The following is a 22,733-nucleotide window of genomic DNA, read 5'->3' on the forward strand; positions in this document are numbered from 1 at the left end:
CTGTGAGCCGTTTTTTTCATATTTTCTGAAAATTGCCGGGGGTATTAACGGAGTTTTAACGGCCCGCGGCTATACTGGAAACAAGTTCACCGGAAAACGGACCGGCTGTCCGTGAATCTATGAAACGGAGGGAATGGAATGACCCCTGCAGAAAAGCGGATGATGGAAGTCATCGACGAAAACCGGGAGAAAATCCATAAGATCGCCAAAAGAATCTGGGAGTTCAGGGAAGTGGGCTGGGAGGAGTTTCAGTCATCCACTCTGCTGATGAACGCTCTGGAAAAAGAGGGCTTTGAGGTTCAACGGGGCCTCACCGGAAAGCACCCCAAATTCAACCAGGACGTGGACATGCCCACCGCCTTCAAGGCCGTGTTCCGGGGGAAGGAGGGCGGCCCCGTCATCGGACTGATGCTGGAGTATGACGCTCTGCCCAACGGCCACGCCTGCGGCCACAATCTGATTGCCGCAGCCGGCTTCTCCGCCGCCCTGGCTCTGAAAGAAGTCTTTGCCTCCATCGGCTCCGTTATCGTCTACGGCACCCCCGCTGAAGAGCTGGAAGGCTCCAAGCACTACATTCTGGAGGGCGGCTACATGGACGAGGTGGATCTGATGCTGGCCAACCACTATGGCGCCGACTGGGGCTCCGAGGTCACCGGCAAGGCCATTGTCTGGCCTACCCATGACAACTGGCTCACCTTCAAGGGCCGCACTGCCCACGCCTCCTCCGCTCCGGAAAAGGGCCGCAGCGCTCTGGACGCAGTGATTCTCACCACCATGGGTCTGGAGTTCCTGCGGGAGCACATGGTGGAGACCAACCGCATCCACTACATCATCTCCAGAGGCGGTACGGCGGCCAACTCCGTCCCCGACCTGGCCACGCTGAACGTGGAGCTGCGGACCAATGACTCCGCCGAGCTGAATGCTCTGATGCGCCGGGTGGACAACGTCATCAGGGGCGCTGAGCTGATGACGGAAACCACCGCCATCTACAAATGGGACGCCCCCTGGTACTGCGCCACCCCCGTGCCCTCCCTGTACCACCAGGCTGCCGAATATGCCGCCGATCTGGGCATTGACTCCTCCCGCTTCACCTTCGGCAACCTGCCCAAGGCCTCCTCGGATCTGGGCTGTGTGGCCTACAAGATCCCCACGGTGGAGATCACCTTCCCCATTGTCCATGACGGTGAGCCCACCCCCGTGGGCCATGCCGACGAGACGGCTCTGCTGACCTGCAACGAGTATCCCATTGACCAGTGCATGCTGGCCGGCAAGCTGATGGCCCTGACGGGCCTGCGGGTAGCCGGTGACCCGGAAAAGCTGGGACAGCTGAAAGCCGAGTTCGCCAGAAACTACCGCGAGTAATCCCCCCGGTGTTCCCCGCCGGCGGCGCCTGCACGCCGCCCGCCTGAAACAAGTGTCAAACAACAGAGAGGAGAGAACCACATGTCAAACAACCCCAACAACTTATCGTCCACAAAGGACCTGAAGCGCGTTCTGGGCTTCTGGGACCTGATGGCCGTGGGCATCGGCTCCATCATCGGTTCGGGCATCATGTCCCTCACCGGCTGGGGCATCGATGACACCGGCCGAAGCGTCTGCATTGCCTTCGTCATCGGCGGCCTCATCGCCATCCTGGCCCGCTCTCCCCAGATCTTCCTGAACTCCGTGGCCCGTTACAGAGGCGGCGATTACTCCATGGTGGGCACCTTCCTGGGCCCCCGCTGGACCGGCACCTACTCCATGATCGCCCTGCTGACCAGCGTCACGTTGTCCATGTACGCCCTGTCCTTCGCGGACTACGCCATGCCCTTCCTGCCCAATCTCACCCGGAAAACCATCGCCCTGGGCATTCTGACCCTGCTGTTCATCACCAACACCTTCGGTATCAACGCCTTTGCCAAGATTCAGAACATGGCCGTGGTGCTGCTGGTCATTTCCCTGACCATCTTCACCGCCGTCGGTCTTACCAAGCTGGACGGCAACTACTTTGAGCCCACCCAGTTCATGACCAAGGGCTTTGCAGGTCTGTGGTCGGCCTCCGTCCTCATGAGCTACACCTGCGACGGCGCCCAGTACGTCACCCAGATGAGCGGTGAAGCCAAGAATCCCACCCGCGACATTCCCCGGGTCATGCTGTTCTCCACCCTGGGCGTCTCCGTGTTCTACGGCCTGATCGGCATCGTGGCCGCCGGCGTGCTGCCTGTGGAGCAGGTGGCGGGCCAGCCCCTGAGCATTGTGGCCAACGCCATTCTCTCCAAGCCCCTGTATTACCTGTTCTGCATCGGCGGCGGCTGGATGGCCCTGCTGACCACTCTGAACAGCTCCATCGCCACCTGCACCAAGCCCCTGATGCAGGCCTGCAATGACGGCTGGTATCCCCGCTCCCTGGCCCGCCTGCATCCCAAGTACCGCACGCCCCTGATCCTGCTGGCCTTCTACTATGTCATCGGCTTCGTGCCCATCGCCTTCAACATCGACATCGACATCATCAGCAATGTCACCATCACCGTAGGCGCCATCACCAAGTCCATGATCGTGCTGTGCCTGTGGCGGATGCCCAAGGTGCTGCCCGACGCCTGGAACAAGTCCGACTTCCACATCAGCGATGGTGCGCTGAAGGCGCTGTGCGTGGTGGACCTGCTGGTCATCGTCATCTCCGGCATCACTTCCTCCTTTGAGCTGCCCCTGCCGCTGCTGCTGGGCAACCTGGGAGTGGTGGCCTTTGCCTTCCTCTTCGGCAGCGTCCGGTTCAAGAGCGGCAAGGTCAGGGTGGAAGACAGCTACGAGCTGTCCTGACAAATCAGAGGTTTTCACACCAGACCTCCGGTGATATTCCCTCCCTTTTTCTCAATTTTCTCCATGCCCGACACCCCGGAAAGCAAAGCTTTCCGGGGTGTTGAGCGTCAGGAGCAGTCAGAGGCGGGTCTCAGAATGAGACCCGCCTCTGTTTTGCGGTTATTCTGTTTCCGCCCGCCGGAAGCGGGGTCACAGCAGAGCGAAGCCGGGGTTTTCCACCAGTTCCGCGAACTGCTTCAGGAATCTGGCCGCCGCCGCGCCGTCTGCAGCCCGATGGTCAAAGGAGAGGCTGAGCATCATCATGTTGGCGGTGCAGAGACTGCCATCCTCCGCCACGGCAGGCTTGCGGACAATGCGGCCGACGCCCATGATGGCCGTCTCCGGCAGGTTTACGATGGGGGTAAAGCCATCCACGCCGTAACTGCCCAGATTGCTGATGGTGATGGTGCCGCCGGTGAGGGCGTCGGGGGAGATGGTGCCTGCCCGGGCCTGGGCGATGAGGCTGCCGGTTTCCGCGGCAATGGCCAGGGCGCCCTTGCACTCCGCATCCCGCACCACGGGCACCAGCAGTCCGTCCTCCAGCGCCACCGCCACGCCGATGTTGACGTGGTCATGGCGGATGAGGTAATCCCCGTCCACGGAGACATTCAGCACCGGCTCCCGGACCACGGCGGCAGCCAGCAGCCGGATCAGCAGGTCATTGATGCTGACCTTCGTGTCCCGGACGGACGCCTTGATGTCCTGATGCAGCGTCAGCAGTCTGTCGGCGTTGACCTCCCGGGTCAGCGTCACCTGGGGGGCGGTGAGGATGCTGTCGGTCATGCGGCGGGCGATGACCCGGCGGGCGGCGCTCATTTTCTCCCGCCGTTCTCCGGAAACGGGCTGCGGCACGGCGGCAGGGGCCGCTGTCCGGGTCATCTGCTGATAATAGCTCCGCACGTCCCGCTCCCGGACGCGGCCGGAGGTGCCGCCGGGGGTGACCTTGCTGAGGTCCACGCCCAGGTCGGCCGCCACCTTTCTGGCCAGGGGCGACGCCTTGACGCGGTGATCCGCGGCGGCGGGGGCGGCGGGGGCCGGAGCAGGCTCCGGCCGGGGCGCGGGCGCCGCGGCAGGCGCGCTGCCGGCGCTCTGGCCCTCCCAGGTGTCGCCCGGCGCGCCCACAATGCCCAGCAGCGCCTGGATGGGAAGCTCCTCCCCCTCCTGCGCCACGATGGCCAGCAGCACGCCGTCACTCTCGCTGGGGATGTCGTTGGTGAGTTTTTCCGTCTCGATGCTCAGCAGCACGTCGCCGGCCTTCACGGGATCGCCCACTTGTTTGTGCCACTGGGAGATGGTGCCGGTTTCCATGGAAACGCCCAGCTGGGGCATCCTGATTTCAGAGATCATGGCCCGCCTCCTTTACTGGTTCACCAGGTTGACCACGGCGTCCACGATGGTCTCCGGATGGGGGAAGATCTCGTCCTCCAGCACCGGTGCGAAGGGCACGCTGCTGTTGAGGGCGGCCACCCGCACCACAGGGGCGTCCAGGGTGTCGAACAGCTTCTCGCCGATCTCCGCGGCGATCTCCGCGCCGAAGCCGCACCGCCGCACGTCCTCTTCCACGATGACGGCGCGGTGGGTCTTGCTGACGGTTCTGCAGATGGCGTCCCAGTCCAGGGGAACCAGGGTCCGCAGGTCCAGCACCTCCGTCTGAATGCCCTGCTCCGCCAGGCGGTCCGCGGCCTCCAGGGAGAACTGCACCTGGCGGCTCCAGGTGATGATGGACACGTCGCTGCCCTCCCGCTTCACGCTGGCAACGCCCAGGGGGATGGCGTCGATGCTGTCATCGATCTCCCCTTTCTGGGGATAGAGGGCCTTGTGCTCCAGGCTGATCACCGGGTCATCGTCCCGGATGGCGGACTTCAGCAGGCCCTTGGCGTCCTGGGGGCAGGAGGGGCAGATGACCTTCAGGCCGGGAATGTGGGCAAACAGGGCCTCCATGTTCTGGGAGTGCTGGGCGGCACCCCGGCGGCCGGTGCCGGTGGGGGCGCGGAGCACCATGGGGACGGACACCTGTCCGCCGGTCATATAGCACAGCTTGGCGGCCTGGTTCATAATGGGGTCCAGGCAGACGGAGATGAAGTCATTGTACATCAGCTCCGCGATGGGGCGCATGCCCCGCACGGCGGCGCCCACGGAGATGCCGGTGAAGCCCCACTCGCTGATGGGGGTCTGAATGATGCGGCCGGGGCCGAACTCCTCCAGCAATCCCTTGGCGGAGCCGAAGGGGCCGCCCATCTCGCCGATGTCCTCGCCCAGCATGATGACGTTTTCGTCCCGCTTCATCTCTTCTTCGATGGCTTCCCGGATGGCGCCGATCATGGTAATGGTTCTCATCAGCGGACGCTCCTTTCATTGTCAGAGGAATAGTTGTGATCCAGCACGGTGCTCTTGTCCGGCAGCGGCGCGTTGACGGCGAACTCCTTGGCGTGCCCGATCTTCTCAATGACCCGCTGCTCCATGGCGGTCAGCTCCTCCTCCGAGGCAATTCCGTTGTCCAGCAGCAGCTTTCTGAACTTCTCAATGGCGTCCTGTTCATGGGCGGCATCCTTGTAGGACTGGGGCAGGTAGGCCGCCGGGTCGCCCACAAAGTGGCCGATGAACTTGTAGACATGGCAGTCGATGAGGGTGGGGCCCTCTCCCCTGCGGGCCCGCTCCACGGCCCGTCTGGTGGCCTCGTAGACGGCCAGCACGTCCGTGCCGTCCACCACCTCACCGGGGATGTTGTAGCCCTTGGCCCGCTCCGCCAGGTTCGGGGTGTTGGTGACGGTTTCAATGGGCACGGAGACGGCAAAGCCGTTGTTCTCCACGAAGTAGACCACCGGCAGCTTCCATGCGGCGGCCATGTTGATGCACTCGTGGAAGCAGCCCTGGTTGGTGGCGCCGTCGCCGAAAAACGCCACGGTCACGGCGCCGTCGCCCTTCAGCTTGGACGCCATGGCGGAACCGGTGGCCAGGGGGATGCCGCCGCCCACAATGCCGTTGGCGCCCAGCAGGCCGCTCTCCACCTTGGTCACGTGCATGGACCCGCCGTGTCCGCCGCAGAAGCCCTCGGTCTTGCCGAACAGCTCCGCCATGGTGCGGTCCGGGTCCCCGCTCTTCATCAGGCAGTGGCCGTGGCCCCGGTGGCTGGCGGTGACGAAGTCCGTAGGCTCCAGGGCGGAGTTGGCGCCCACCACCAGGCCCTCCTGGCCCAGGCAGATGTGGAGGTTGCCGCTGACCATGCCCTTCACGAAGCAGTCTGCGGCGGTCTCCTCGAATTTCCGGACCGTCCACATGTTTTCCAGCATATCCAGCAGGAATTGCCGGTCATATTGCTTGATATCCTGCATATTGTTGCCTCCTATTTCTTTCTCGCGGCTTCCGGGCCGCGGTGCTCACTGCGGTTTTTCTTCCCCGAACAGGTCGATGAGGGCCGCCACGTCCTCGCCGCCGCGGCCGGCAGCCTCCAGCTGTTCCATCAGGCGGGTGGCCAGCTCCAGCATGGGGGTGCAGGCACCGGTGTCCTGCGCCAGCAGCAGGGCGTTGTGCTGGTCCTTCAGGTGGATGGACAGCCGGGAGCTGACGGAGTAGTCCCGGTCCAGCATCTTGGGGCCCTTCACCTCCAGCACGCTGCTGCCGGCGCCGCCGCCCCGGATGGCCTCGAAGAGGGTCCGCTCATCCAGGCCCGCCCGGCGGGCGTAGGCGAAGGCCTCCGCCACGGCGGCAATCTCCACGCCGATGATCATGTTGTTGGCCAGCTTCGCCGCGTAGCCGCAGCCCAGACCGCCCATGTGGGTAACCTTGCTGTTGAACAGCCGCAGGTAGGGCATCACCGCCGCCACGTCCTCCGGCCTGCCGCCGCACATGGCGGACAGGGTACCGGCCACGGCGCCGGCCTCCCCGCCGCTGACGGGGCAGTCCACCAGTCCGACGCCCCTGTTCTCCGCCGCTTCGGCGAAGGCACGGATCACCGTGGGATAGGAGGAGCTCAGGTCCACCAGGATGGTCCCGGCGGGGCACGCGGCCACCGCCTCCTCCAGATACGCGCTGACCAGCTTGTTGCTGGGCAGGCTGAAAAAGATGACGCCGCAGGCTTCATAGATCTCCGCCGGGGAGGCGGCCACCGTGCCGCCGCCCGCCGCGAACCGGGCGCACTGGGACTCCACCACGTCGAAGCCCAGCACGGGAAGTCCGCTCTTGTTTACCAGATTCAGGGCAATGGGCAGTCCCATGACGCCCATGCCGATCAAACCCAATTTCATACGCTGCCTCCGTTGGGGCGGCTGAAGTCCTCAGCCGCCGGAAATGATAGTCGCCGCGGCCGACCTTCCCGCCAGGGATGGCCGGCCGCGGCGGTCAATTACGCGCTCAGACCGCTGTCAGACCCGGGAAAGGCGGTCAGTCAATGAACATATCCAGCAGGTCCTGGGTGAAGCCGTACTTGCTGACGGCCTCCTCATAGATGGGATCGGACAGGGCCTTGAACTGGGCCACCTCGTCCTCGGTGGTGTAGTGGACCTGCATGCCGTAGTCGGACTCCCAGACCTTCAGGTAGTCCTCGCACTGCTGGCGGGTCAGCTCCACCTGATAGGCGCAGGCCTCCGCGCCGCACTCCTCCACGATCTGCTTCAGCTCATCGCTGAGGCTGTTGAAGAGGTCGCCGTTCATGGTCAGGAACATGCAGCTGTACTGGGCGGTCCAGGCGGTGACGTACTTCTGGACCTCCTGGATGGAGGAGGCGTGAACCACGGCCACAGGGTTCTCCTGGCCGTCATACAGGCCGGTCTGCAGGCCGGTGTAAACCTCGGCCCAGTTGGCGGTGGTGTAGTCCACGTTCCACAGCTCATAGGTACGGGTCAGCAGGGGGCTGCCGCCGACGCGGAGCTTCAGGTCCTTCAGGTCGTCGGGGGTGCAGACCTCGTGCTTGCTGTTGGTGATGTAGCGGAAGCCGTTTTCGCCGATGCCCAGGCACTTGACGCCCTGCTCCTTCTCCAGCATGTCAATCATGTACTGGCCGCCGGCGCCGTTGAACAGCTTCTCGTCCACCTGGTCGGTGGTGGAGAACAGGAAGGGCAGAATCAGCACGTTGAAGCGGGGATCGAAGTTGCTCCAGATACCGTCGGCCTGGAAGGTCACGTCAATGGTGCCCTCCATCTCGGCCTGCAGGCTGTCCACGGCGTTGCCGTTGGTCAGCTGGTCGGAGGGGAACACGTTCAGGGTGATGGCACCGCCGGTGCGCTCTTTCAGCAGCTCGCCGAACTTGTACAGGCCGGCGGCGAAGTTGGAGCTGTCGGCGCCGGAGGTGGCGGCGGACCAGGTCATGGGCTCAAAGCTGGTGCCGGAAACGGAGGAGGCAGCGGAGGAAGCCGCGGAGGCGGCCGGAGCGGCGGCAGCACCGGAGCTGCCGGAGGACGAGCCGCCGCAGCCCGCCAGAGAGGCGGTCATAATCAGCGCCATTGCGAATGCCAGGATCTTGCGGATTTTCATGATGGTTTTCTCCCTTCAAGTAACGTAAAAATCTATGTCATCACGCGGGGTGAAGCACAGCAGGATCATGCCGGCGCGGCCGGCGGGGGGATCAGGCAATCAGGCACATGGAGATGCCCTCCACGTAGGTCACCAGCAGCAGCACCACCAGGGCGGACAGGATCATGGGAACCACCGCTCTGGAGATCTCGGCAATGGTGACGGGCTTGTGGCCGTCGATGCGCAGGCCCGTGGCCACAAACAGGTTCATGCCCACCGGCGGCGTCACCTGGCCGATGGCCAGGTTGACGGTGGCGATGATGCCGAAGTGGATCAGGTCGATGCCGAAGGCCTTGGCCACCGGGGTCATGATGGGGATGAAGATGTACATGGCGGAGTTGGCGTCCACGAAGCAGCCGGCAACCAGGAACACGATGTTGACGATCAGCAGGAACACGTAGCGGTTGCCGCTGCCGTTGAGCAGCAGATTCTGCACGCCGGTGGAGATGCCGTAGGCGGTGCAGGCGTAGGAGAAGATGCCGGCCGCGCCCACAATGAGCATCAGTCCGCCGGTGGTTTTGGCGGTGTCTACAAACAAGGCCGCCAGCGCCTTCAGGTCCAGCTCCTTATAGATGAACACGCCCACAAACAATCCGTACACCACTGCCACGGCGGCGGCCTCCGTGGCGGAGAAAATGCCGCCGTAGATGCCGCCCAGAATGATCACCGGCATCAGCAGGCCCCACACGGCGTCCCGGAAGGTGTCCCAGAGGTTGCGGAATCCCATCCACCCGTGGGAGGGCTTCAGGTGGTCCTTTCTGGCCTTCATCTCCACAATGACGATGAGGGCCAGGCCCATCAGAATGCCGGGAATGATGCCCGCCATAAACAGGTCGCCCACGGAGGCGCCGGTGATGGAGGCGTACACCACGAAGGAGATGCTGGGGGGAATGATGATGGCGATGGAGGAGGCGGCGGCCATAATGCCGGTGGCGAAGGGGGGATCGAAGCCCTCCCGGTCGATCATGGCGGGCACCAGGATGACGCCCAGCGCGGCCACGGTGGCGGCGCCGGAGCCGGAGATGGCGCCGAAGAAGCAGGCCACCACCACGCACACCACGGCGATGCCGCCCCGGATGTGGCCGCAGCAGGCGTCCACGAAGGCGATCAGCCGGCGGGAGATGCCCGCCCGGGCCATGATGTTGCCGGACAGGACGAAGAAGGGAACCGCCAGCAGCAGGTACTTGGCAATGCCGGCATACACGCTGGAGGCCACCACCGTCAGGCTGGTGCCGTTATGCAGCAGGGCCAGCACGGAGGACAATCCCAGGCACATACAGATGGGGGCGCCCAGAAACAGCAGAATAAAGAAAACGCCGAACAAAAGCAGGTATGTCATTTCTCAGAGTCCTCCTCGCCGCCCCGGCAGCCAATGATCTCCCGGAGGTCATCCACGATCCGCTCCACAAAGTGCACCAGCAGCAGCGCGCCGCCGATGGGGATGAAGGAGCTGTAATACCACTCCGGCAGCTGCAGAACCGCCGTGGTGCGGTTGGTGCGGACCTGCACCAGGCAGCGCTGGATGCCGTACCAGAGCATGACGGCGGCGAAGGCCATGGACAGCAGGATCATCAGAATATCCAGCGCCAGCCGCACCCGCTTGGGCAGCCGGTCCGTCAGCAGCGTCAGGCTCACCAGGCCGCCGCTCTCCCGGACGCACAGCGCCGCGCCGATGACGGACATCAGCACCAGCAGCGCCACCACGATCTCCTCCGTAAAGGACCAGCCGCTGTGGATCACGTAGCGGGACAGAACGTTTCCGGCGGTCAGCACCACCTCGATCAGCAGCAGGATTCCTATCACAGCCTTCTCGGCCGCGGCCAAGGTGTCCATACACCTCTTATACAATCTCATAGGACCACTTCACCGTACCTTTCCGATTTTCCCAGACAGCGGGAACCCCCGCTATTTAGTTGTTTAAAATTATAAAATGCTTTTTTCAAAAATGCAAGATGTCTGATGCAGCTTCTTTCTCCCCGGAAAAAACAGTTTCCCGGCGTTTTGCTACATCTGTTTTTTGTCGATCAATCGGATAAACGCCCGTTTTTTAGCATTTTCTGTCACTTTTTCTTTGCGTTTTACAATGCAGCGGTTTTCCTCCCGGCAATTTTTATGATATTTCTGCAGGATTTCTTTCACTGAGAAGCCCGCAGGTTGTATGTTGTCATATCTGTACATCTTACTTCACACACTGACGGCGGGTTTTTCCGCAGCCGCGCAAAAAAACAGATTGACATTTTTGGATGTAAGGCCTATAATCAATCAAGAAAACTTGATTTGAGGTGAGCGCATGGCGACGGTATACGAGGAGCGGGCCAGGGTGTTCAAGGCCCTCTGTGACCAGCGGCGGCAGCGGATACTGGAGCTGCTGCGCGGCGGAGAGAAGTGCGCCTGCGTCCTGATTGAGGAGATGGAGATGCCCCAGTCCTCCCTCTCCTACCACATGAAGATTCTCTGCGACTCCGGCATTGTCACCAGCCGGGAGGAGGGAAAATGGACCCACTACCAGATCAGCCGGCAGGGCAGTGAAAAGGCCATTGCGCTGCTGCGGGAGATCACAGCCGTCACGGAGACCCCCGACGGATGCGAAAGCTGCTGCCAATGAAGCAAAAGCCATCCCAATGCGGAGATGGCTTTTTTCGGACCATTCAAATCGAATTTTTTTGATTTTAAAGGAAGTGAGGAAATACGATGGAAGCATTCCGGGCCGGGTGGGACTTCTTTCAGAACGAGGTCCTGGGCATGCAATGGCTGAACCGCCTGATTGGCGTCGCCGTACAGGCTGTCGGGCTGGACCCCGCAGGCAAGGCGGGCGGCACCGTCCGCTTCTTTTTCTACGACGTCATCAAGATCATGGTGCTGCTGGGTGTTCTGATCCTGATCATCTCCTATATTCAGAGCTACTTTCCGCCGGAGCGGGCGAAGAAGATTCTGGGCCGGTTCCGGGGGCTGGGAGCAAACTGCGCCGCGGCCCTGCTGGGCACGGTGACGCCCTTCTGCTCCTGCTCCTCCATCCCTCTGTTCATGGGCTTCACCGGCGCGGGGCTGCCCCTGGGCGTCACCTTCTCCTTCCTGATCTCCTCCCCCATGGTGGATCTGGGGAGCCTTGTGCTGCTGATGAGCATTTTCGGCTGGAAGGTGGCCATTGTCTATGTGGTGCTGGGGCTGGTGATCGCCGTGGCAGGCGGAACCCTCATTGAAAAGCTGCATTTGGAGGAGCAGGTGGAGGAATTCATCCGCAGCGGCCATGCCATCGATGTTCCCCGGGAGGAGCTGCATTTCCGGGATCGCATCCGGTACGCCTGGGAGCAGGTGGTGTCCACCGCCAGAAAGGTGGCGCCCTATGTGGTGATCGGCGTGGGCATCGGCGCCTTCATCCACAACTGGATTCCCGGGGAGTGGATCGTCCGGATTCTGGGCACCGGCAACCCCTTCGGCGTGATCATCGCCGCCGTCGCCGGCGTCCCCATGTATGCCGACATCTTCGGCACCATCCCCATTGCGGAGGCGCTGCTGGCCAAGGGGGCCCGGCTGGGGGTGGTCCTGTCCTTCATGATGGGCGTCACCACGCTGTCCCTGCCCTCCATGATCATGCTCCGCAAGGCGGTGAAGCCCCGGCTGCTGGCCATTTTCGCCGCCATCTGCACCGGCGGCATCATTGCGGTGGGCTACTTTTTCAACGCCATTCAGTTTTTGCTGATCTGAAGGAGGGACAGAGCATGGCAAAACACTGGTATCCTGTCATCGACATCCTGTCCTGCACGGAATGCGGCGCCTGCGTGGACTTCTGCCGCCACGGCGTTTATGACAAGGGGAAGGCCCCTGTCCCGGTGGTGGTGCATCCCGACGGGTGCGTCGACCGCTGCCGCGGCTGCCAGAGGAACTGCCCCGCGGGGGCCATCGCCTATACAGGAGACACGGGGGCGCGGTCCGACGCCCCGCCCGCCTGCTGCTGCGATCCGGAGCCGGAGGCGGCGGAGGGCCGTCCGCTGCGGATTGAGTACCTGTATCTCGACCTGAACACCTGTGACCGCTGTGTGGGCACGGGCGCGGTTCTGGATGAAGTTGTTGCCGTCCTCCGCCCCGCGCTGGAGCTGGCGGGCTACGCGGTGGAGTACCGGAAGCGGGAAATGGCCACGCCGCAGCTGGCGGAGCAATATCACTTCCTCTCCTCCCCCACCATTCTGGTGAACGGCCGGGACATTTTCGGGGCCGTGCGGGAGTCCGGCTGCGGCTGCTGCGGGGAGATCGCCGGAACGGAGGTGAACTGCCGGGTGTTTGCATACGGGGGCAGGACCTACGAGGTGCCCACCAGGGAGATGCTGGCAAACGCCATTCTCAGGAGCCTGAACGCGCAGCCGGAGTGTCCCCGGGGCGATTATGAGCTGCCCGAAAATCTCCGGCGGTTTTATGAGGGCAAGGCCAAAAAATCCGGGAGCAGCCCCTCCTGCGGGTGCGGCTGCTCCTGCTAAGGATCATCAAAACAGTGAAGGAGGAAATCATCATGGGTCTGTTTGGTTTTGGAAAAAAGAAGGAAGCGGAAGCGCAGGCTCCCGCCTGCTGCTGCGGCTCCGGGGCAAAGACGGAGGAAGGCTGCTGCGGAACCGGCTGCGAGGCCGCAGCCGTCAAGGTGCTGGGCGCGGGCTGCAAGTCCTGCCACGAGCAGTACGAAAACGCGAAGGCCGCCGTCAGGGCCATGGGGCTGGACCTGGAGGTGGAGTACATCACCGACATGGAGAAGGTCATGGGCTACGGCGTCATGTCCATGCCTGCCATCGTGGTCAATGAGCAGGTGGTCTCCATGGGCAAGGTGCTGAAGGCCGCCGACGTGGAGAAGCTGCTGCGCAGGCTGGGTTACTGAAAGTGAAAAGCATGGCGCCGGACGGCCAATGGCATTCCGTTGAAGCCGCAGACGCATTCCAGAAGGACCCGCCCCATTTCAAATGGGGCGTGTCCTTTTTTGGATGATTCATTTTCCGCTGAAAAGCGCCGCAAAGCCCTGCTCCGCAGCCCTTTTCAACCGTTCTTTCCTCCCTGTCCAAATACGCTTCGCAGTGTTTCGGCCAGCTCATCAATCAGGATGGGCTTGGAAAGGAAGCCGTTCATGCCGCACTCCATGGCTGCTTTCCGGTCCTCATCAAAAGCCTCATTTTAATCTTTTTGTTCGGTTGGCTCATAATTGCTAACGGGGAAAGCCTGTCATAGTTTTTGGCTAAATCTGCGTCATAGATATTACAATAATGGCGGGTCATTTTCAGCGTAGAATGACCTAACAGTTTTTGGAGCATAAACGCATCCCCACCACAATCAATCAGATATTTACGGGCAAATGTGTGCCGAAACAGATGAATTGATGTTTTTTCGACACCACGGCTTCGATTGTGGCGTTCAATGGCAAGGCGCAGGGCGTTAGCGGATAACATTTCACCATATTCATCACAGAAAAGGTAGTCGCTTTCTCCTCCGCCGCGCGTTTTACAGTATTCTTTAAGGATACGCACCATTTGACTACACAACGGCACTACTTGAACTTTGTGGGTTTTCGTATGCCTAAATACAATTCGGCTATTGGAAAAATCAACATCTCTATTTTGGATATTACGAACGGTGGAGGCACGGCAGCCACTATTCAGCAGGAAATTGACGATCACCCAGTTTCGATATTCACAAAAATTACAATTTGCTTTTGGCTTTTCCAAAAGCCGCAGTAGTTCTTCGTCAGTATAGGGGTCTTTCACTGTTTCCACCTGTTTGTAGTTGGGGACGGTTAAGGTGGTATAGCCCTGCTGTTGGCTCCAATTCATAAATGTCTTAAACACTCGAAGATAACTGCTGATGGAGTTTGTTGCCAAACCGCTTTCCCGCATGGAAACGATCATACCGTCAATATCTGTTTGCGTGAGTTCGCCAAATGACTTTTCAATGTCGAAGTGCTTGCTGATGGAGTGAAAATGTGAATGGTAATTCTTGATGGTGGATTCAGAAAATCCTTTTGCGGTTTGAGCGACCACAAATTCATCAAAGGCTCCTTGAATGGACAATGCTGCCTGCGGTGTGCGCTTAATCTTTCGGCTCATAATCAGACCTCCTGCGTATCTTGATTTTTGGTAAGGACGCAGGCGCTCTAACATTTGCGGGAAAATAGAAAAAATCCTTGGAAACGCTTGGTTTCCAAGGATTTGGTGGAGACTACTGGACTCGAACCAGTGACCTCCTGCGTGTGAAGAAATACAGGGATTTTGGCGCAGGTAACTGCAAGCGCTCGAGCGCTTGGACCGCAGCCGTTTCCTGTGCGGCAAATTGCTGAAGCTGTATGATTTTTGAACTTTTACAGCAATTGTGCGCCCGACAAAAAACACTTCCAGTTATTACCTGACACAAGCTAAAATCAATCAACATTTTAAAGCCGCGCAGAGAAGATCATCACCGAACCAACGACATAAATATTGATGAATATACCCCTCGTTCATGCAGGCACTTTAGCTCTTCTGACACCAATGCCCTATCTTCTTTATAAGTCATCCCGAACCACTTATCAGGAGAATGAAGAACCGATACCTCCAGTTGCTGTTGCTTCATCAAGTCATCTACCATGTTGGGCAGCAGGCATTCGGCCATAATGTCGTCCCCGGCTTTATTCTTTAGGAAGTCATCGAAGTATTCTCTCAATAATGGGAAAATGCTAGGCATAAAACACCAGAAATTCATAGACACAATAGCGTCCGGATTTAACATTTTCTGCTCCAGCACACTCTCCAGTTGTCCATCTGGGTGCAGCTTGATCTGCGGCGTCTCCTTTACTGCTTTCAGCATTCCGTTCTCCACCGTGCAGATACCTCTGGTAACGCTTCCGTAGAGGCTCGCTGTGTTCTTCAACAGATAGCCTACCATAGCAGCTTTGCCGGTTCCCGGCATACGCTGGAGAGCATCATGGGCCGTCTGATAGGCACCTATACCATAGTAGTCATCTGCATTGATGACACAGAACGGCTCGTGGACTACATCTGCCGCACAAAGCAATGCGTGGACTGTGCCAAAGGGTTTCGTCCGTTCCGCCGGTATTTTGTAAAAATTGGGGACCGATGAAAAGTCCTGAAAAGCGTATGCAACTTCAAAAGGTGTGCCGTCTTTTGCCACTTTCTTCGCTAAGTAGTCTCCGCAGAGCCGGTGCATCAAACCCTCCATTTCGGGTTTAATGATGAATACAACCTTACTAAAGCCCGCCCGGATGGCATCATAAATGGAGTATTCCATCAGAATCTCGTTGTTAGGACCGACACCGTCCACCTGCTTGTTGCCGCCGTAGCGGGAACCGAGGCCAGCCGCCATAATAACTAATGTGGTTTTCATATATCTGTTTCCTCTATTTCTATCTCTCATTACAAGATATGGATGACTCCAAAGGTCACCGCCGTCATGATAGCCGATGCGATGCACACCCCAAGGAAAATGGTGGGAACCGCGCTTTTCAGCCGCATATCCATTACCGCCGCCACCAGAGCGCCGGTCCAAGCGCCTGTACCCGGCAGCGGAATCGCTACCAGAACGCACAGACCAAGCGTTCTGTACTTGCGGACCATCCGCCCTTTGAGGTGGGCTTTTCTCTCCAGCACTTCTATTTTTTCATGCCACCACGGACTTTGCTTCCGAAGCCAATGGAATATATGCCGGATATACAGGATGATCAATGGGACCGGGACCATATTTCCAAGGATAGCTGCTGCTAAAGCCAGCGGATAGTCCAGGCCCAGCGCGATCCCGTACGGCAGGCCGCCGCGCAGTTCGATAACCGGGACCATGGAAAGCAGGAATGTCCTGGCCAGCTTTCCAACTGTGGTTGCTGTTAAATTTTCAAGCATTTCTTTTTCCCTTGTAGGTGATTTCTTCGTTTGCTTTTTCTGTAATACCGGGTTGAAACTCTTCTTTCAAAGAATATATATACGCACAGTAGAAAAACAGGTTTGCACATGCTAAGAAAGTCCAGTTTCCGGAAACCCCAAACAGATAGATTCCGTACGTATTCATACTGATGGCAAGCAGGCCCGCACACAGAGGGATCGTCTTTGGAATCAAAATCGCTAAAATAATTGCCAGCACTTCGTACAGGTATCCGTACCGCTCGTGCATGGATGGCAAAAACAACACGCACGTATACACCAGCAGGAACGCCATCATGTACAGATTCTTCCCCGTTGGCGCGTAAGCTTTCCTGATCCACCAAACCATCAGCGCTGCCAAAACAAATACCGTCACAACAATGGCAGCCTTTTTCAGGTACGCATATTGGGTCTGTTCCCGCGCTTGGCACAAAAGCAGCCACGGGGAAGGGTAATTCATGGACATTGCCTGATATGTACCGGTTTGACTAAAGTAAATTTTCACTACCTCAGTCAAACTTCTCCCCCACAGAACAATTGGCGATGACAGAATCACCATGGTACAGGGAACGAGCAAAAACCGGGCGGCAGAAAACTTCCGCTCCGTGAAATACACAACCAGGAACAGCGGCAGCACAAATACAGCCTGCAGCTTAAACGCAAAACTGACCCCCAGAAAGCACATCGCCCTGGTATACTGTTTTCTTTCCAGATGCAGGATCGCCAGCAGCGCAAACGCGCTGTAAATCGCATCACATTGTGCCCATGCCGCTGAGTTTAGAAAACCGACGGGAGACAGCAGTACTGCGCAATATGCAAGGCACCCAACCCATTCTCTCTCATGCACAGAGATGCTGCGAACGATCACGCCGGCAGTAATTGCAAGGACCCAGTCAAAAATGCACGAACAGATCTTATACGCATATAGAGAGGGGATCTGTATTTTAGTCAATATCCAGATGATGAATTGATAGAGGAAATTGTAGTCGCCAACCTGTTGGGATAATCCGTTGGCGGAGATCAAGTTATACCACGGCTGCAGAAAGGTATTGTAATCGTCGCTGACGACCTCCCGCAGCGAAACCCGGACCGCAATTCCCAAAAGCGTACACAAAGCCGCCAGCAAAAGCGGAAGGTGCCGGTCCGCGAAATCAAGAGTTCTCTTTTCAAATTTGGTCATAGACGCTCCTTATTGCTCAAACAGATCACTTTCCCCGAAACGCAAAGAACCGCTGCCCCAGGTAATTCAGGCCGGTATACAGGCACATGCCCACCAGCATCGCCACATTCTCCTGAACGCGCACAGCCTGTCCTTCCAAAAGCCGCAGGGTGATGGGCTTTGCCAGGCCGTATCCCAAAAGGTAGCACACCGTGACATTGAGCACAAACTTCCACACCTGCGCCCATTCCCACTTCTTATTCCCGAAGGTGTAATACTTGTTCAGGAAAAAGCTCACGATCCCGCCGACGATATAGTTGGCGGCAGAAGAAACCCAATAGGAGCAATGCGCCAGATTGTACAGCAGGAACATGGTCCCGCAGCCGACAAGCGTATTGAACACACCTACGATCAAAAACTTGAAAAGTGTGTTATCCTTCCAGTTTATCCTCATACGCGGCCCTCAGAGTTCTTATCATCGAGAATTTCACGGATAATGAAGCGGGGACGGTCCTTCGTCTCCAGATAGATCTTTCCGATATATTCTCCGATCACGCCGAGAGACAGCAAGATCAGGCCGCCGATGGCCCACACGGAGCAGATCACACTGGCCCAGCCCGCCACGGTATTGCCGACCGCCCACTGGATAATGAAGTAGATCAGCATCAGGATGCTGACGGCAAAGATCAGAAAGCCCAGCCCTGTTATGTACTGGAGCGGCTTTGTGGACAGTGATGTAATGCCCTCCGCCGCGAAAGCCAGCATCTTTTTCAGCGGGTACTTGCTCTCGCCCGCAAAGCGCTCTCCCCGCTCATACTCCACCACGCCGGTCTGATAGCCGATCATGGGTACGATGCCCCGCAGGAAGAGATTCACTTCCCTGAACTGGGCAAGGCCTTCCAGGGCACGCTTGGACATCAGGCGGTAGTCCGCGTGGTTGAACACCGTATCAGCGCCCAAAAAGCTCATGACGCGGTAAAACCCCTCTGCGGTGAATTTTTTGAAAAAAGTGTCCTTTTTACGTGAGGACCGCACACCGTACACGATGTCGCAGCCCGCATAGAACTTGTCCACCATCGCGTCCACCGCGTTGATGTCGTCCTGCAAGTCCGCATCCATGGAGATGACCATGTCTGCCCTGTCCTTCGCCGTCATCAGCCCGGCCAGCAAAGCGTTCTGATGGCCCCGGTTCCGGGAGAGATCCACACCGGAGAACAGCGGGTCTGCCTTGTGTAATTCACAGATGATGGGCCAAGTCTGGTCCGTGGAGCCGTCATTGACGAACAGGACACGGCTTTCCGGACTGATTTTTCCCGCCGAGATCAGGCTTTCCATCTTGGCCTTCAGGCGACGGGCAGTTTCGTGCAAGACCTCCTGCTCTTTGTAGCAGGGGATTACTATGTATAGGATCGAACTCATATTTTGTTCCCCCTTTGATATACCACTTTGGTCGGATCCTCAATTTGAAGATCCCAGTTCGCGCGCATTCTCAGCTCTGAGGCACAAGCAATGGCGCACCATATAGTAAATGTTGCGCGCCCCGCACACTGCAAGAAGAAGGAACAACGGAGAAAACGTGTACAAATATCGGGCTCTTGCTTCAAACAGCAGTTCAAACATCGTCAATCCTATCACGCCAAGCTGCACCGCAAAAATAGGATTGGGATTTCTTCTTTTATAGGAAAAGCACGATAAAAGAAGCGTCGAGATCCAGAAAAACTGCATATACGCTATAAATGCCGAGAAATGCTTTCCATCTCTGTAATAGAACTCCCGAAGCAGGACGGATACGCCGCTGTTTTTCAATGGCGGTATCTCTTTCCAAAATGACCCTTCAAATCCCCAGGCAAAGGTTCCGTCTCCATATGTGGTCAGTAATTTCTGATTCAGCAAATAGAAATATCCGCCAACACCGTATTGCTTCAGCCTATCCTTGATAACGGCGATCTCCCCTTGCTTTCGCGACGCTGCATCGCCAAAAGAGTGGGAAAAGTCGCAGTCTTCCTGTGAGTAGACGCCCCGCTTCTCCGGGTTCATCCCCATCATCACAAAATGACTTGCCCCAAACGTTCGGGCAGGATCAAGCGGGACACCCAAAGCGGAACTGGTCGCCTTTGGTACGAAAGAAGAAAGGTATACAGAAAACACACACAACACAGCCAGCAATATGGCTCGCTTGCACCTGTTCCGATCTGTGAAAAGCGTTAAGAAATGTATAAATACAACGATGCCGATCGCGAGCAGCATAATGATCGTCTGCGGCTTTATATAGTATCCGATACCGCTCACAACTCCCAGCAATATGCTATATGGCCATTTGCGATCGCTCGACCGCAATTTCAGAAAGAGCCACAATTCCAATGTTGGAAAAATGAATCCCAGGGGATCGCTATACGGGATCACGACCCACGGCGACAGTCCGATGAACAGTACGTAGATGATCCACCCCGCCAGTCCCCAACGGTGTGAGAACAGCTGTGTGATCACTTGATACAACAAATGACCAGTCACTGACATGATCACGCAGTTCAGCGCGATAAACACCATCACTCCATTTTCGGGATCTAACGCTCCAAAATACTGATTCAGCTTTAAGCAAGCCACAAAGACCCCAAGAAGTTCCATATTGTTTGGATATGTTGAATAGTACCAGCAAAACTCGCCATACCGCTGGGCGCTCTCGAAAGTTCCGTTTGCCAGCTCAGTGGCGGACTGATAAATCAGGTCTACATCCCAATCTGTTAAAAAATAGTAATTGAAGCACATATAGATCTGGAGCATGCAGAAAATGATGCAGCCATAGGTCACGATCTTTTGTGCCGTTTTTTCGTTCAGCTTCATACATATTGGCCGTACGTATCTACTCTGTAAAACGGTCACTACTCCCAAAACACATACCAAGGCAACAGCAAAAATAGATAGATGTACAATCTCTCTTTTGCAGGGGTAGTCCATATTGGGAGAAACGATCATGACCATCACATTGATGTAAATCATGATCAATAGATATGAGATGCCAATGATTCCAAGCATCCGATTTGATACCGACCTCATAGTTAGCTCCTTATGTGTGTCATATCTTCCATGAGGAGAAATCACTCTAAAATTATTCCACCATCCAAAAACTGCTGATACCTGTCGCAGATCTCTTCTGCATCTCCGAAGGCGATCTGCCGGCCTTTATCCAGCCACAGCACCTTATTGCACATCTCCCGCACCTGTGCCAGGGAGTGGGAGACCAAGATCGTTGTGGTCCCGCCGGCGATGATCTCCCTCATCTTGGCCTCGCTTTTCTTTTTGAAGGCGCCGTCGCCCACAGAAAGAACCTCGTCCAGGATCAGGATATCCGGATTCACCAGACTGGCGATGGAGAACGCCAGCCTGGACTTCATGCCGGAGGACAGATGCTTGAACTGGCGGTCCTGAAACTCCCCAAGGCCGGAAAACTCGATGATCTGGTCGTACATTTTGTCCATAAACTTCCGGGTGTACCCCAGCATGGCACCCCGCAGGTAGGTGTTTTCCCGCACGGTCAAATCGCCGTCGAAGCCGGAGGCCAGTTCCAGCAATGCGGCGATGTTTCCCTTCCGCTCCACCGTTCCCTCTGTAGGCTCCATGATCCCGGATATCGCCTTCAGCAGCGTGCTTTTCCCCGCGCCGTTGGTGCCGATAATCCCCAGCATATCGCCCTGCTCCAAAGAAAAGCTGATGTTCCGGTCCGCCCAGAATTCCGAAACGTAGTAATTCCGCTTCAAGCGGCGCACCACATATTCCTTCAGTCCGATCTCCTTGAAGTCTCCCATCATATACCGGATGGAGACATTTTCCAATTTTAAAACTTCCATCATGTCCTCCGTCAGATATAGTACAGGAACTTGTGATTGTACTTCTTGTACATCCAGCAGCCCAGAGCCAGCACGATCACCACGTCCGCCGCCATCAGCAGGTGGAACCACACGGTGGGGATCGTGGCGTCGATGACGATCTTCCGGAAATAGCGAATAAACAGATAAATCGGATTGGCTAAAAACAGGCACTGCACAGCATAGCTGTAGTGGTCGATGGTGTAGAAGATTGCAGACATATACATCAAAAGCTGGGTGAATACCGACCAGAGGTACTGAATATCCCGAAAAAACATGAACAGCGCCGACAAGATCAGTCCCACGCCGATATTGAACAGGATTAGGCAGCAGACCGGATACACCAGCAGGATGAGCTTCCAGGTGAAGGTGATACCGTCCAGAACGCAGAACAGGAAAAACACGCACAATGTCAGTCCAAAGTTAATTAGGCCCTGGATGTTCTTGGACAGCAGGAACAGGTATTTCGGCACGTTGACCTTGGAGAAGATGTCCGCATTTTCCAGAAGGGACGTCATCCCCAGTCCGGTAGACTCGCTGAAGCAGGCAAAGATTAGGTTGCCGCAGAACAAATAGGTCGTATAATGCTCCATCGTGGCACCGAAAAACTGCGTGAAGACCAACCGCATGACCAGCAGCATCAGCAGTGGAGAGAGCAGGCTCCACGCCATACCCAATACCGTTCTTTTGTATTTCTTTTTGAAATCGCGTTTTACCAGTTCCTCAAACAGGAACTGGTATTTTTTCAACTTTTGTATCATGGTGCCTCTTTACGCTTTCTTCCCTGCAAGTTTGTACTTTGCCCACGCAAGGATGTATTTGAAGATGTACTTGAATCCGATTTTGCCGGACCTGTAAAGTTGGAGCATCGTTTCCGGGAGTGTCGTTCCGGAAACCTGCAACGCATCCTGTCCGGACACTCCTTGCCCAATCGCATTTTCATACAGCTCGCGGAACCACTCTCGCGATTTCCAGACCTCCCCTGCCTCTGCCTGCTGCGCTTCATACAGTCGATACATGGTGTAGTGATCTGAGATCAAATGTCCGAATCTTTGCAACTCTGCCGCCGTCGTCCTGCGCTTCTGGACCGCTGTCGGGTCGTTCACCAAGTTCTCAAAGATCTGCTCCAGCTTCCGGATCATAATCTGGGAGGAAAAGCCCTCCTCAATCTTCCGTCGGCAGGCAGCGCACATTTTCTCATAAGCACCCGTGTCTCCCAGCAGCTCCGCGATGGCGTCCGCGTACTGCCGGATCTCCTCCTCCGTAAACGCCCGGCTGTCCAGCTCCTCCGCCTCGCTCTGCAGAAGCGGCAGGACCCGGCCCACCGTATCGTCGATCAACTCCGCCTGTCCGCCCACGTCTGACGTGACCACCGGTTTTCCCATGGACAGGGATTCGTAGGCCGTCAGGGCAAGCCCCTCCTTCAGCGAACAAATCAGCGTCATAGCGCTGTCCTTGTAATAGGGGCGCATGTCCTTCTGTCGCCCAGCT

23 protein-coding genes are annotated in these 22,733 nt (G+C 57.4%); 6 read left to right on the plus strand and 17 right to left on the minus strand.

Annotated elements, in window-relative coordinates:
• Positions 1-138: 138 nt before the first annotated feature.
• Both SOX55_RS10295 and SOX55_RS10300 read left to right on the plus strand, forming a co-directional pair.
• The gene (locus tag SOX55_RS10295; protein WP_325287366.1) at positions 139-1,362 is read left to right on the plus strand and encodes an amidohydrolase; all 1,224 of its coding nucleotides are present in this window, start codon (positions 139-141) and stop codon (positions 1,360-1,362) included.
• A gap of 81 nt (positions 1,363-1,443) precedes the next feature.
• Positions 1,444-2,796, plus strand: a complete 1,353-nt coding sequence (locus SOX55_RS10300) for an APC family permease (protein ID WP_325287367.1) — start codon at positions 1,444-1,446, stop codon at positions 2,794-2,796.
• A 189-nt stretch (positions 2,797-2,985) separates the two neighbouring features.
• Here the strand turns inward: SOX55_RS10300 and SOX55_RS10305 are convergent, their stop codons facing one another.
• From SOX55_RS10305 to SOX55_RS10335, 7 genes are all read right to left on the minus strand, one after another.
• Positions 2,986-4,182: a dihydrolipoamide acetyltransferase family protein gene (locus SOX55_RS10305; RefSeq protein WP_325287368.1), complete on the minus strand. Its 1,197-nt coding sequence runs from the start codon at positions 4,180-4,182 to the stop codon at positions 2,986-2,988.
• Between the two features lie 12 nt (positions 4,183-4,194).
• On the minus strand, positions 4,195-5,172 hold the full coding sequence (locus tag SOX55_RS10310; RefSeq protein WP_325287369.1) for an alpha-ketoacid dehydrogenase subunit beta: 978 nt from the start codon (positions 5,170-5,172) through the stop codon (positions 4,195-4,197).
• Positions 5,172-6,167: a thiamine pyrophosphate-dependent dehydrogenase E1 component subunit alpha gene (locus SOX55_RS10315; protein WP_325287370.1), complete on the minus strand. Its 996-nt coding sequence runs from the start codon at positions 6,165-6,167 to the stop codon at positions 5,172-5,174. Before SOX55_RS10315 ends, SOX55_RS10310 begins: the two co-directional genes overlap by 1 nt.
• A gap of 45 nt (positions 6,168-6,212) precedes the next feature.
• Positions 6,213-7,079 (minus strand): NAD(P)-dependent oxidoreductase, encoded by an 867-nt coding sequence (locus SOX55_RS10320; protein ID WP_325287371.1) that lies wholly within the window; start codon positions 7,077-7,079, stop codon positions 6,213-6,215.
• A 136-nt stretch (positions 7,080-7,215) separates the two neighbouring features.
• Positions 7,216-8,304, minus strand: coding sequence for a TRAP transporter substrate-binding protein DctP (dctP, locus tag SOX55_RS10325; RefSeq protein ID WP_325287372.1), 1,089 nt, complete (start codon positions 8,302-8,304; stop codon positions 7,216-7,218).
• Positions 8,305-8,395: 91 nt separating this feature from the next.
• Entirely contained in the window at positions 8,396-9,682 is a 1,287-nt protein-coding gene (locus tag SOX55_RS10330; protein ID WP_325287373.1) for a TRAP transporter large permease, read from the minus strand.
• The gene (locus SOX55_RS10335; RefSeq protein WP_325287374.1) at positions 9,679-10,176 is read right to left on the minus strand and encodes a TRAP transporter small permease; all 498 of its coding nucleotides are present in this window, start codon (positions 10,174-10,176) and stop codon (positions 9,679-9,681) included. The genes SOX55_RS10330 and SOX55_RS10335 overlap by 4 nt, the downstream gene beginning before the upstream one ends.
• Before the next feature lie 457 nt (positions 10,177-10,633).
• Between SOX55_RS10335 and SOX55_RS10340 the strand changes: the two genes are divergently transcribed.
• The 4 genes from SOX55_RS10340 to SOX55_RS10355 all read left to right on the plus strand — a co-directional run bounded on the left by SOX55_RS10340 (position 10,634) and on the right by SOX55_RS10355 (position 13,204).
• Positions 10,634-10,948: an ArsR/SmtB family transcription factor gene (locus tag SOX55_RS10340; protein ID WP_325287375.1), complete on the plus strand. Its 315-nt coding sequence runs from the start codon at positions 10,634-10,636 to the stop codon at positions 10,946-10,948.
• A gap of 86 nt (positions 10,949-11,034) precedes the next feature.
• The gene (locus tag SOX55_RS10345; protein ID WP_325287376.1) at positions 11,035-12,048 is read left to right on the plus strand and encodes a permease; all 1,014 of its coding nucleotides are present in this window, start codon (positions 11,035-11,037) and stop codon (positions 12,046-12,048) included.
• Between the two features lie 14 nt (positions 12,049-12,062).
• Positions 12,063-12,815, plus strand: coding sequence for a DUF2703 domain-containing protein (locus SOX55_RS10350; protein WP_325287377.1), 753 nt, complete (start codon positions 12,063-12,065; stop codon positions 12,813-12,815).
• 32 nt (positions 12,816-12,847) lie between these two features.
• Positions 12,848-13,204 carry a thioredoxin family protein gene (locus SOX55_RS10355; protein WP_325287378.1) on the plus strand — a complete coding sequence of 119 codons (357 nt, stop codon included), beginning with the start codon at positions 12,848-12,850 and terminating at the stop codon, positions 13,202-13,204.
• A 241-nt stretch (positions 13,205-13,445) separates the two neighbouring features.
• On the opposite strand, the gene SOX55_RS10360 is transcribed toward SOX55_RS10355, so the two are convergent.
• From SOX55_RS10360 to SOX55_RS10405, 10 genes are all read right to left on the minus strand, one after another.
• Positions 13,446-14,420: a tyrosine-type recombinase/integrase gene (locus SOX55_RS10360; RefSeq protein WP_325287379.1), complete on the minus strand. Its 975-nt coding sequence runs from the start codon at positions 14,418-14,420 to the stop codon at positions 13,446-13,448.
• A 346-nt stretch (positions 14,421-14,766) separates the two neighbouring features.
• Positions 14,767-15,693, minus strand: coding sequence for a nucleotidyltransferase family protein (locus tag SOX55_RS10365; RefSeq protein WP_325287380.1), 927 nt, complete (start codon positions 15,691-15,693; stop codon positions 14,767-14,769).
• A 29-nt stretch (positions 15,694-15,722) separates the two neighbouring features.
• On the minus strand, positions 15,723-16,202 hold the full coding sequence (locus SOX55_RS10370; protein ID WP_325287381.1) for a COG2426 family protein: 480 nt from the start codon (positions 16,200-16,202) through the stop codon (positions 15,723-15,725).
• A complete protein-coding gene (locus SOX55_RS10375; RefSeq protein WP_325287382.1) occupies positions 16,195-17,400 on the minus strand; it encodes a hypothetical protein in 1,206 nt (401 codons plus the stop codon). The genes SOX55_RS10370 and SOX55_RS10375 overlap by 8 nt, the downstream gene beginning before the upstream one ends.
• 25 nt (positions 17,401-17,425) lie before the next feature.
• A complete protein-coding gene (locus SOX55_RS10380; protein WP_325287383.1) occupies positions 17,426-17,794 on the minus strand; it encodes a GtrA family protein in 369 nt (122 codons plus the stop codon).
• A 35-nt stretch (positions 17,795-17,829) separates the two neighbouring features.
• On the minus strand, positions 17,830-18,798 hold the full coding sequence (locus SOX55_RS10385; protein ID WP_325287384.1) for a glycosyltransferase family 2 protein: 969 nt from the start codon (positions 18,796-18,798) through the stop codon (positions 17,830-17,832).
• Between the two features lie 39 nt (positions 18,799-18,837).
• Entirely contained in the window at positions 18,838-20,220 is a 1,383-nt protein-coding gene (locus SOX55_RS10390; protein WP_325287385.1) for a glycosyltransferase family 39 protein, read from the minus strand.
• A 254-nt stretch (positions 20,221-20,474) separates the two neighbouring features.
• Positions 20,475-21,224, minus strand: coding sequence for an ABC transporter ATP-binding protein (locus SOX55_RS10395; protein WP_325287388.1), 750 nt, complete (start codon positions 21,222-21,224; stop codon positions 20,475-20,477).
• Between the two features lie 11 nt (positions 21,225-21,235).
• The gene (locus tag SOX55_RS10400) at positions 21,236-22,003 is read right to left on the minus strand and encodes an ABC transporter permease (protein ID WP_325287386.1); all 768 of its coding nucleotides are present in this window, start codon (positions 22,001-22,003) and stop codon (positions 21,236-21,238) included.
• Positions 22,004-22,012: 9 nt separating this feature from the next.
• Positions 22,013-22,733 (minus strand): glycosyltransferase family 4 protein (locus tag SOX55_RS10405; protein WP_325287387.1); only part of this gene is annotated, 721 nt, incomplete at its 5' end.

The organism is Dysosmobacter sp. (genome assembly GCF_034093755.1).
Taxonomy (GTDB): domain Bacteria; phylum Bacillota; class Clostridia; order Oscillospirales; family Oscillospiraceae; genus Oscillibacter.

Excerpts from the sequence above, each read along its gene's own strand:
- SOX55_RS10295 (WP_325287366.1), top strand. The coding sequence starts at position 139 with ATGACCCCTGCAGAAAAGCGGATGATGGAAGTCATCGACGAAAACCGG.
- SOX55_RS10300 (WP_325287367.1), top strand. The coding sequence starts at position 1,444 with ATGTCAAACAACCCCAACAACTTATCGTCCACAAAGGACCTGAAGCGC.
- SOX55_RS10305 (WP_325287368.1), bottom strand. The coding sequence starts at position 4,182 with ATGATCTCTGAAATCAGGATGCCCCAGCTGGGCGTTTCCATGGAAACC.
- SOX55_RS10310 (WP_325287369.1), bottom strand. The coding sequence starts at position 5,172 with ATGAGAACCATTACCATGATCGGCGCCATCCGGGAAGCCATCGAAGAA.
- SOX55_RS10315 (WP_325287370.1), bottom strand. The coding sequence starts at position 6,167 with ATGCAGGATATCAAGCAATATGACCGGCAATTCCTGCTGGATATGCTG.
- SOX55_RS10320 (WP_325287371.1), bottom strand. The coding sequence starts at position 7,079 with ATGAAATTGGGTTTGATCGGCATGGGCGTCATGGGACTGCCCATTGCC.
- dctP (WP_325287372.1), bottom strand. The coding sequence starts at position 8,304 with ATGAAAATCCGCAAGATCCTGGCATTCGCAATGGCGCTGATTATGACC.
- SOX55_RS10330 (WP_325287373.1), bottom strand. The coding sequence starts at position 9,682 with ATGACATACCTGCTTTTGTTCGGCGTTTTCTTTATTCTGCTGTTTCTG.
- SOX55_RS10335 (WP_325287374.1), bottom strand. The coding sequence starts at position 10,176 with ATGGACACCTTGGCCGCGGCCGAGAAGGCTGTGATAGGAATCCTGCTG.
- SOX55_RS10340 (WP_325287375.1), top strand. The coding sequence starts at position 10,634 with ATGGCGACGGTATACGAGGAGCGGGCCAGGGTGTTCAAGGCCCTCTGT.
- SOX55_RS10345 (WP_325287376.1), top strand. The coding sequence starts at position 11,035 with ATGGAAGCATTCCGGGCCGGGTGGGACTTCTTTCAGAACGAGGTCCTG.
- SOX55_RS10350 (WP_325287377.1), top strand. The coding sequence starts at position 12,063 with ATGGCAAAACACTGGTATCCTGTCATCGACATCCTGTCCTGCACGGAA.
- SOX55_RS10355 (WP_325287378.1), top strand. The coding sequence starts at position 12,848 with ATGGGTCTGTTTGGTTTTGGAAAAAAGAAGGAAGCGGAAGCGCAGGCT.
- SOX55_RS10360 (WP_325287379.1), bottom strand. The coding sequence starts at position 14,420 with ATGAGCCGAAAGATTAAGCGCACACCGCAGGCAGCATTGTCCATTCAA.
- SOX55_RS10365 (WP_325287380.1), bottom strand. The coding sequence starts at position 15,693 with ATGAAAACCACATTAGTTATTATGGCGGCTGGCCTCGGTTCCCGCTAC.
- SOX55_RS10370 (WP_325287381.1), bottom strand. The coding sequence starts at position 16,202 with ATGCTTGAAAATTTAACAGCAACCACAGTTGGAAAGCTGGCCAGGACA.
- SOX55_RS10375 (WP_325287382.1), bottom strand. The coding sequence starts at position 17,400 with ATGACCAAATTTGAAAAGAGAACTCTTGATTTCGCGGACCGGCACCTT.
- SOX55_RS10385 (WP_325287384.1), bottom strand. The coding sequence starts at position 18,798 with ATGAGTTCGATCCTATACATAGTAATCCCCTGCTACAAAGAGCAGGAG.
- SOX55_RS10390 (WP_325287385.1), bottom strand. The coding sequence starts at position 20,220 with ATGAAGCTGAACGAAAAAACGGCACAAAAGATCGTGACCTATGGCTGC.
- SOX55_RS10395 (WP_325287388.1), bottom strand. The coding sequence starts at position 21,224 with ATGGAAGTTTTAAAATTGGAAAATGTCTCCATCCGGTATATGATGGGA.
- SOX55_RS10400 (WP_325287386.1), bottom strand. The coding sequence starts at position 22,003 with ATGATACAAAAGTTGAAAAAATACCAGTTCCTGTTTGAGGAACTGGTA.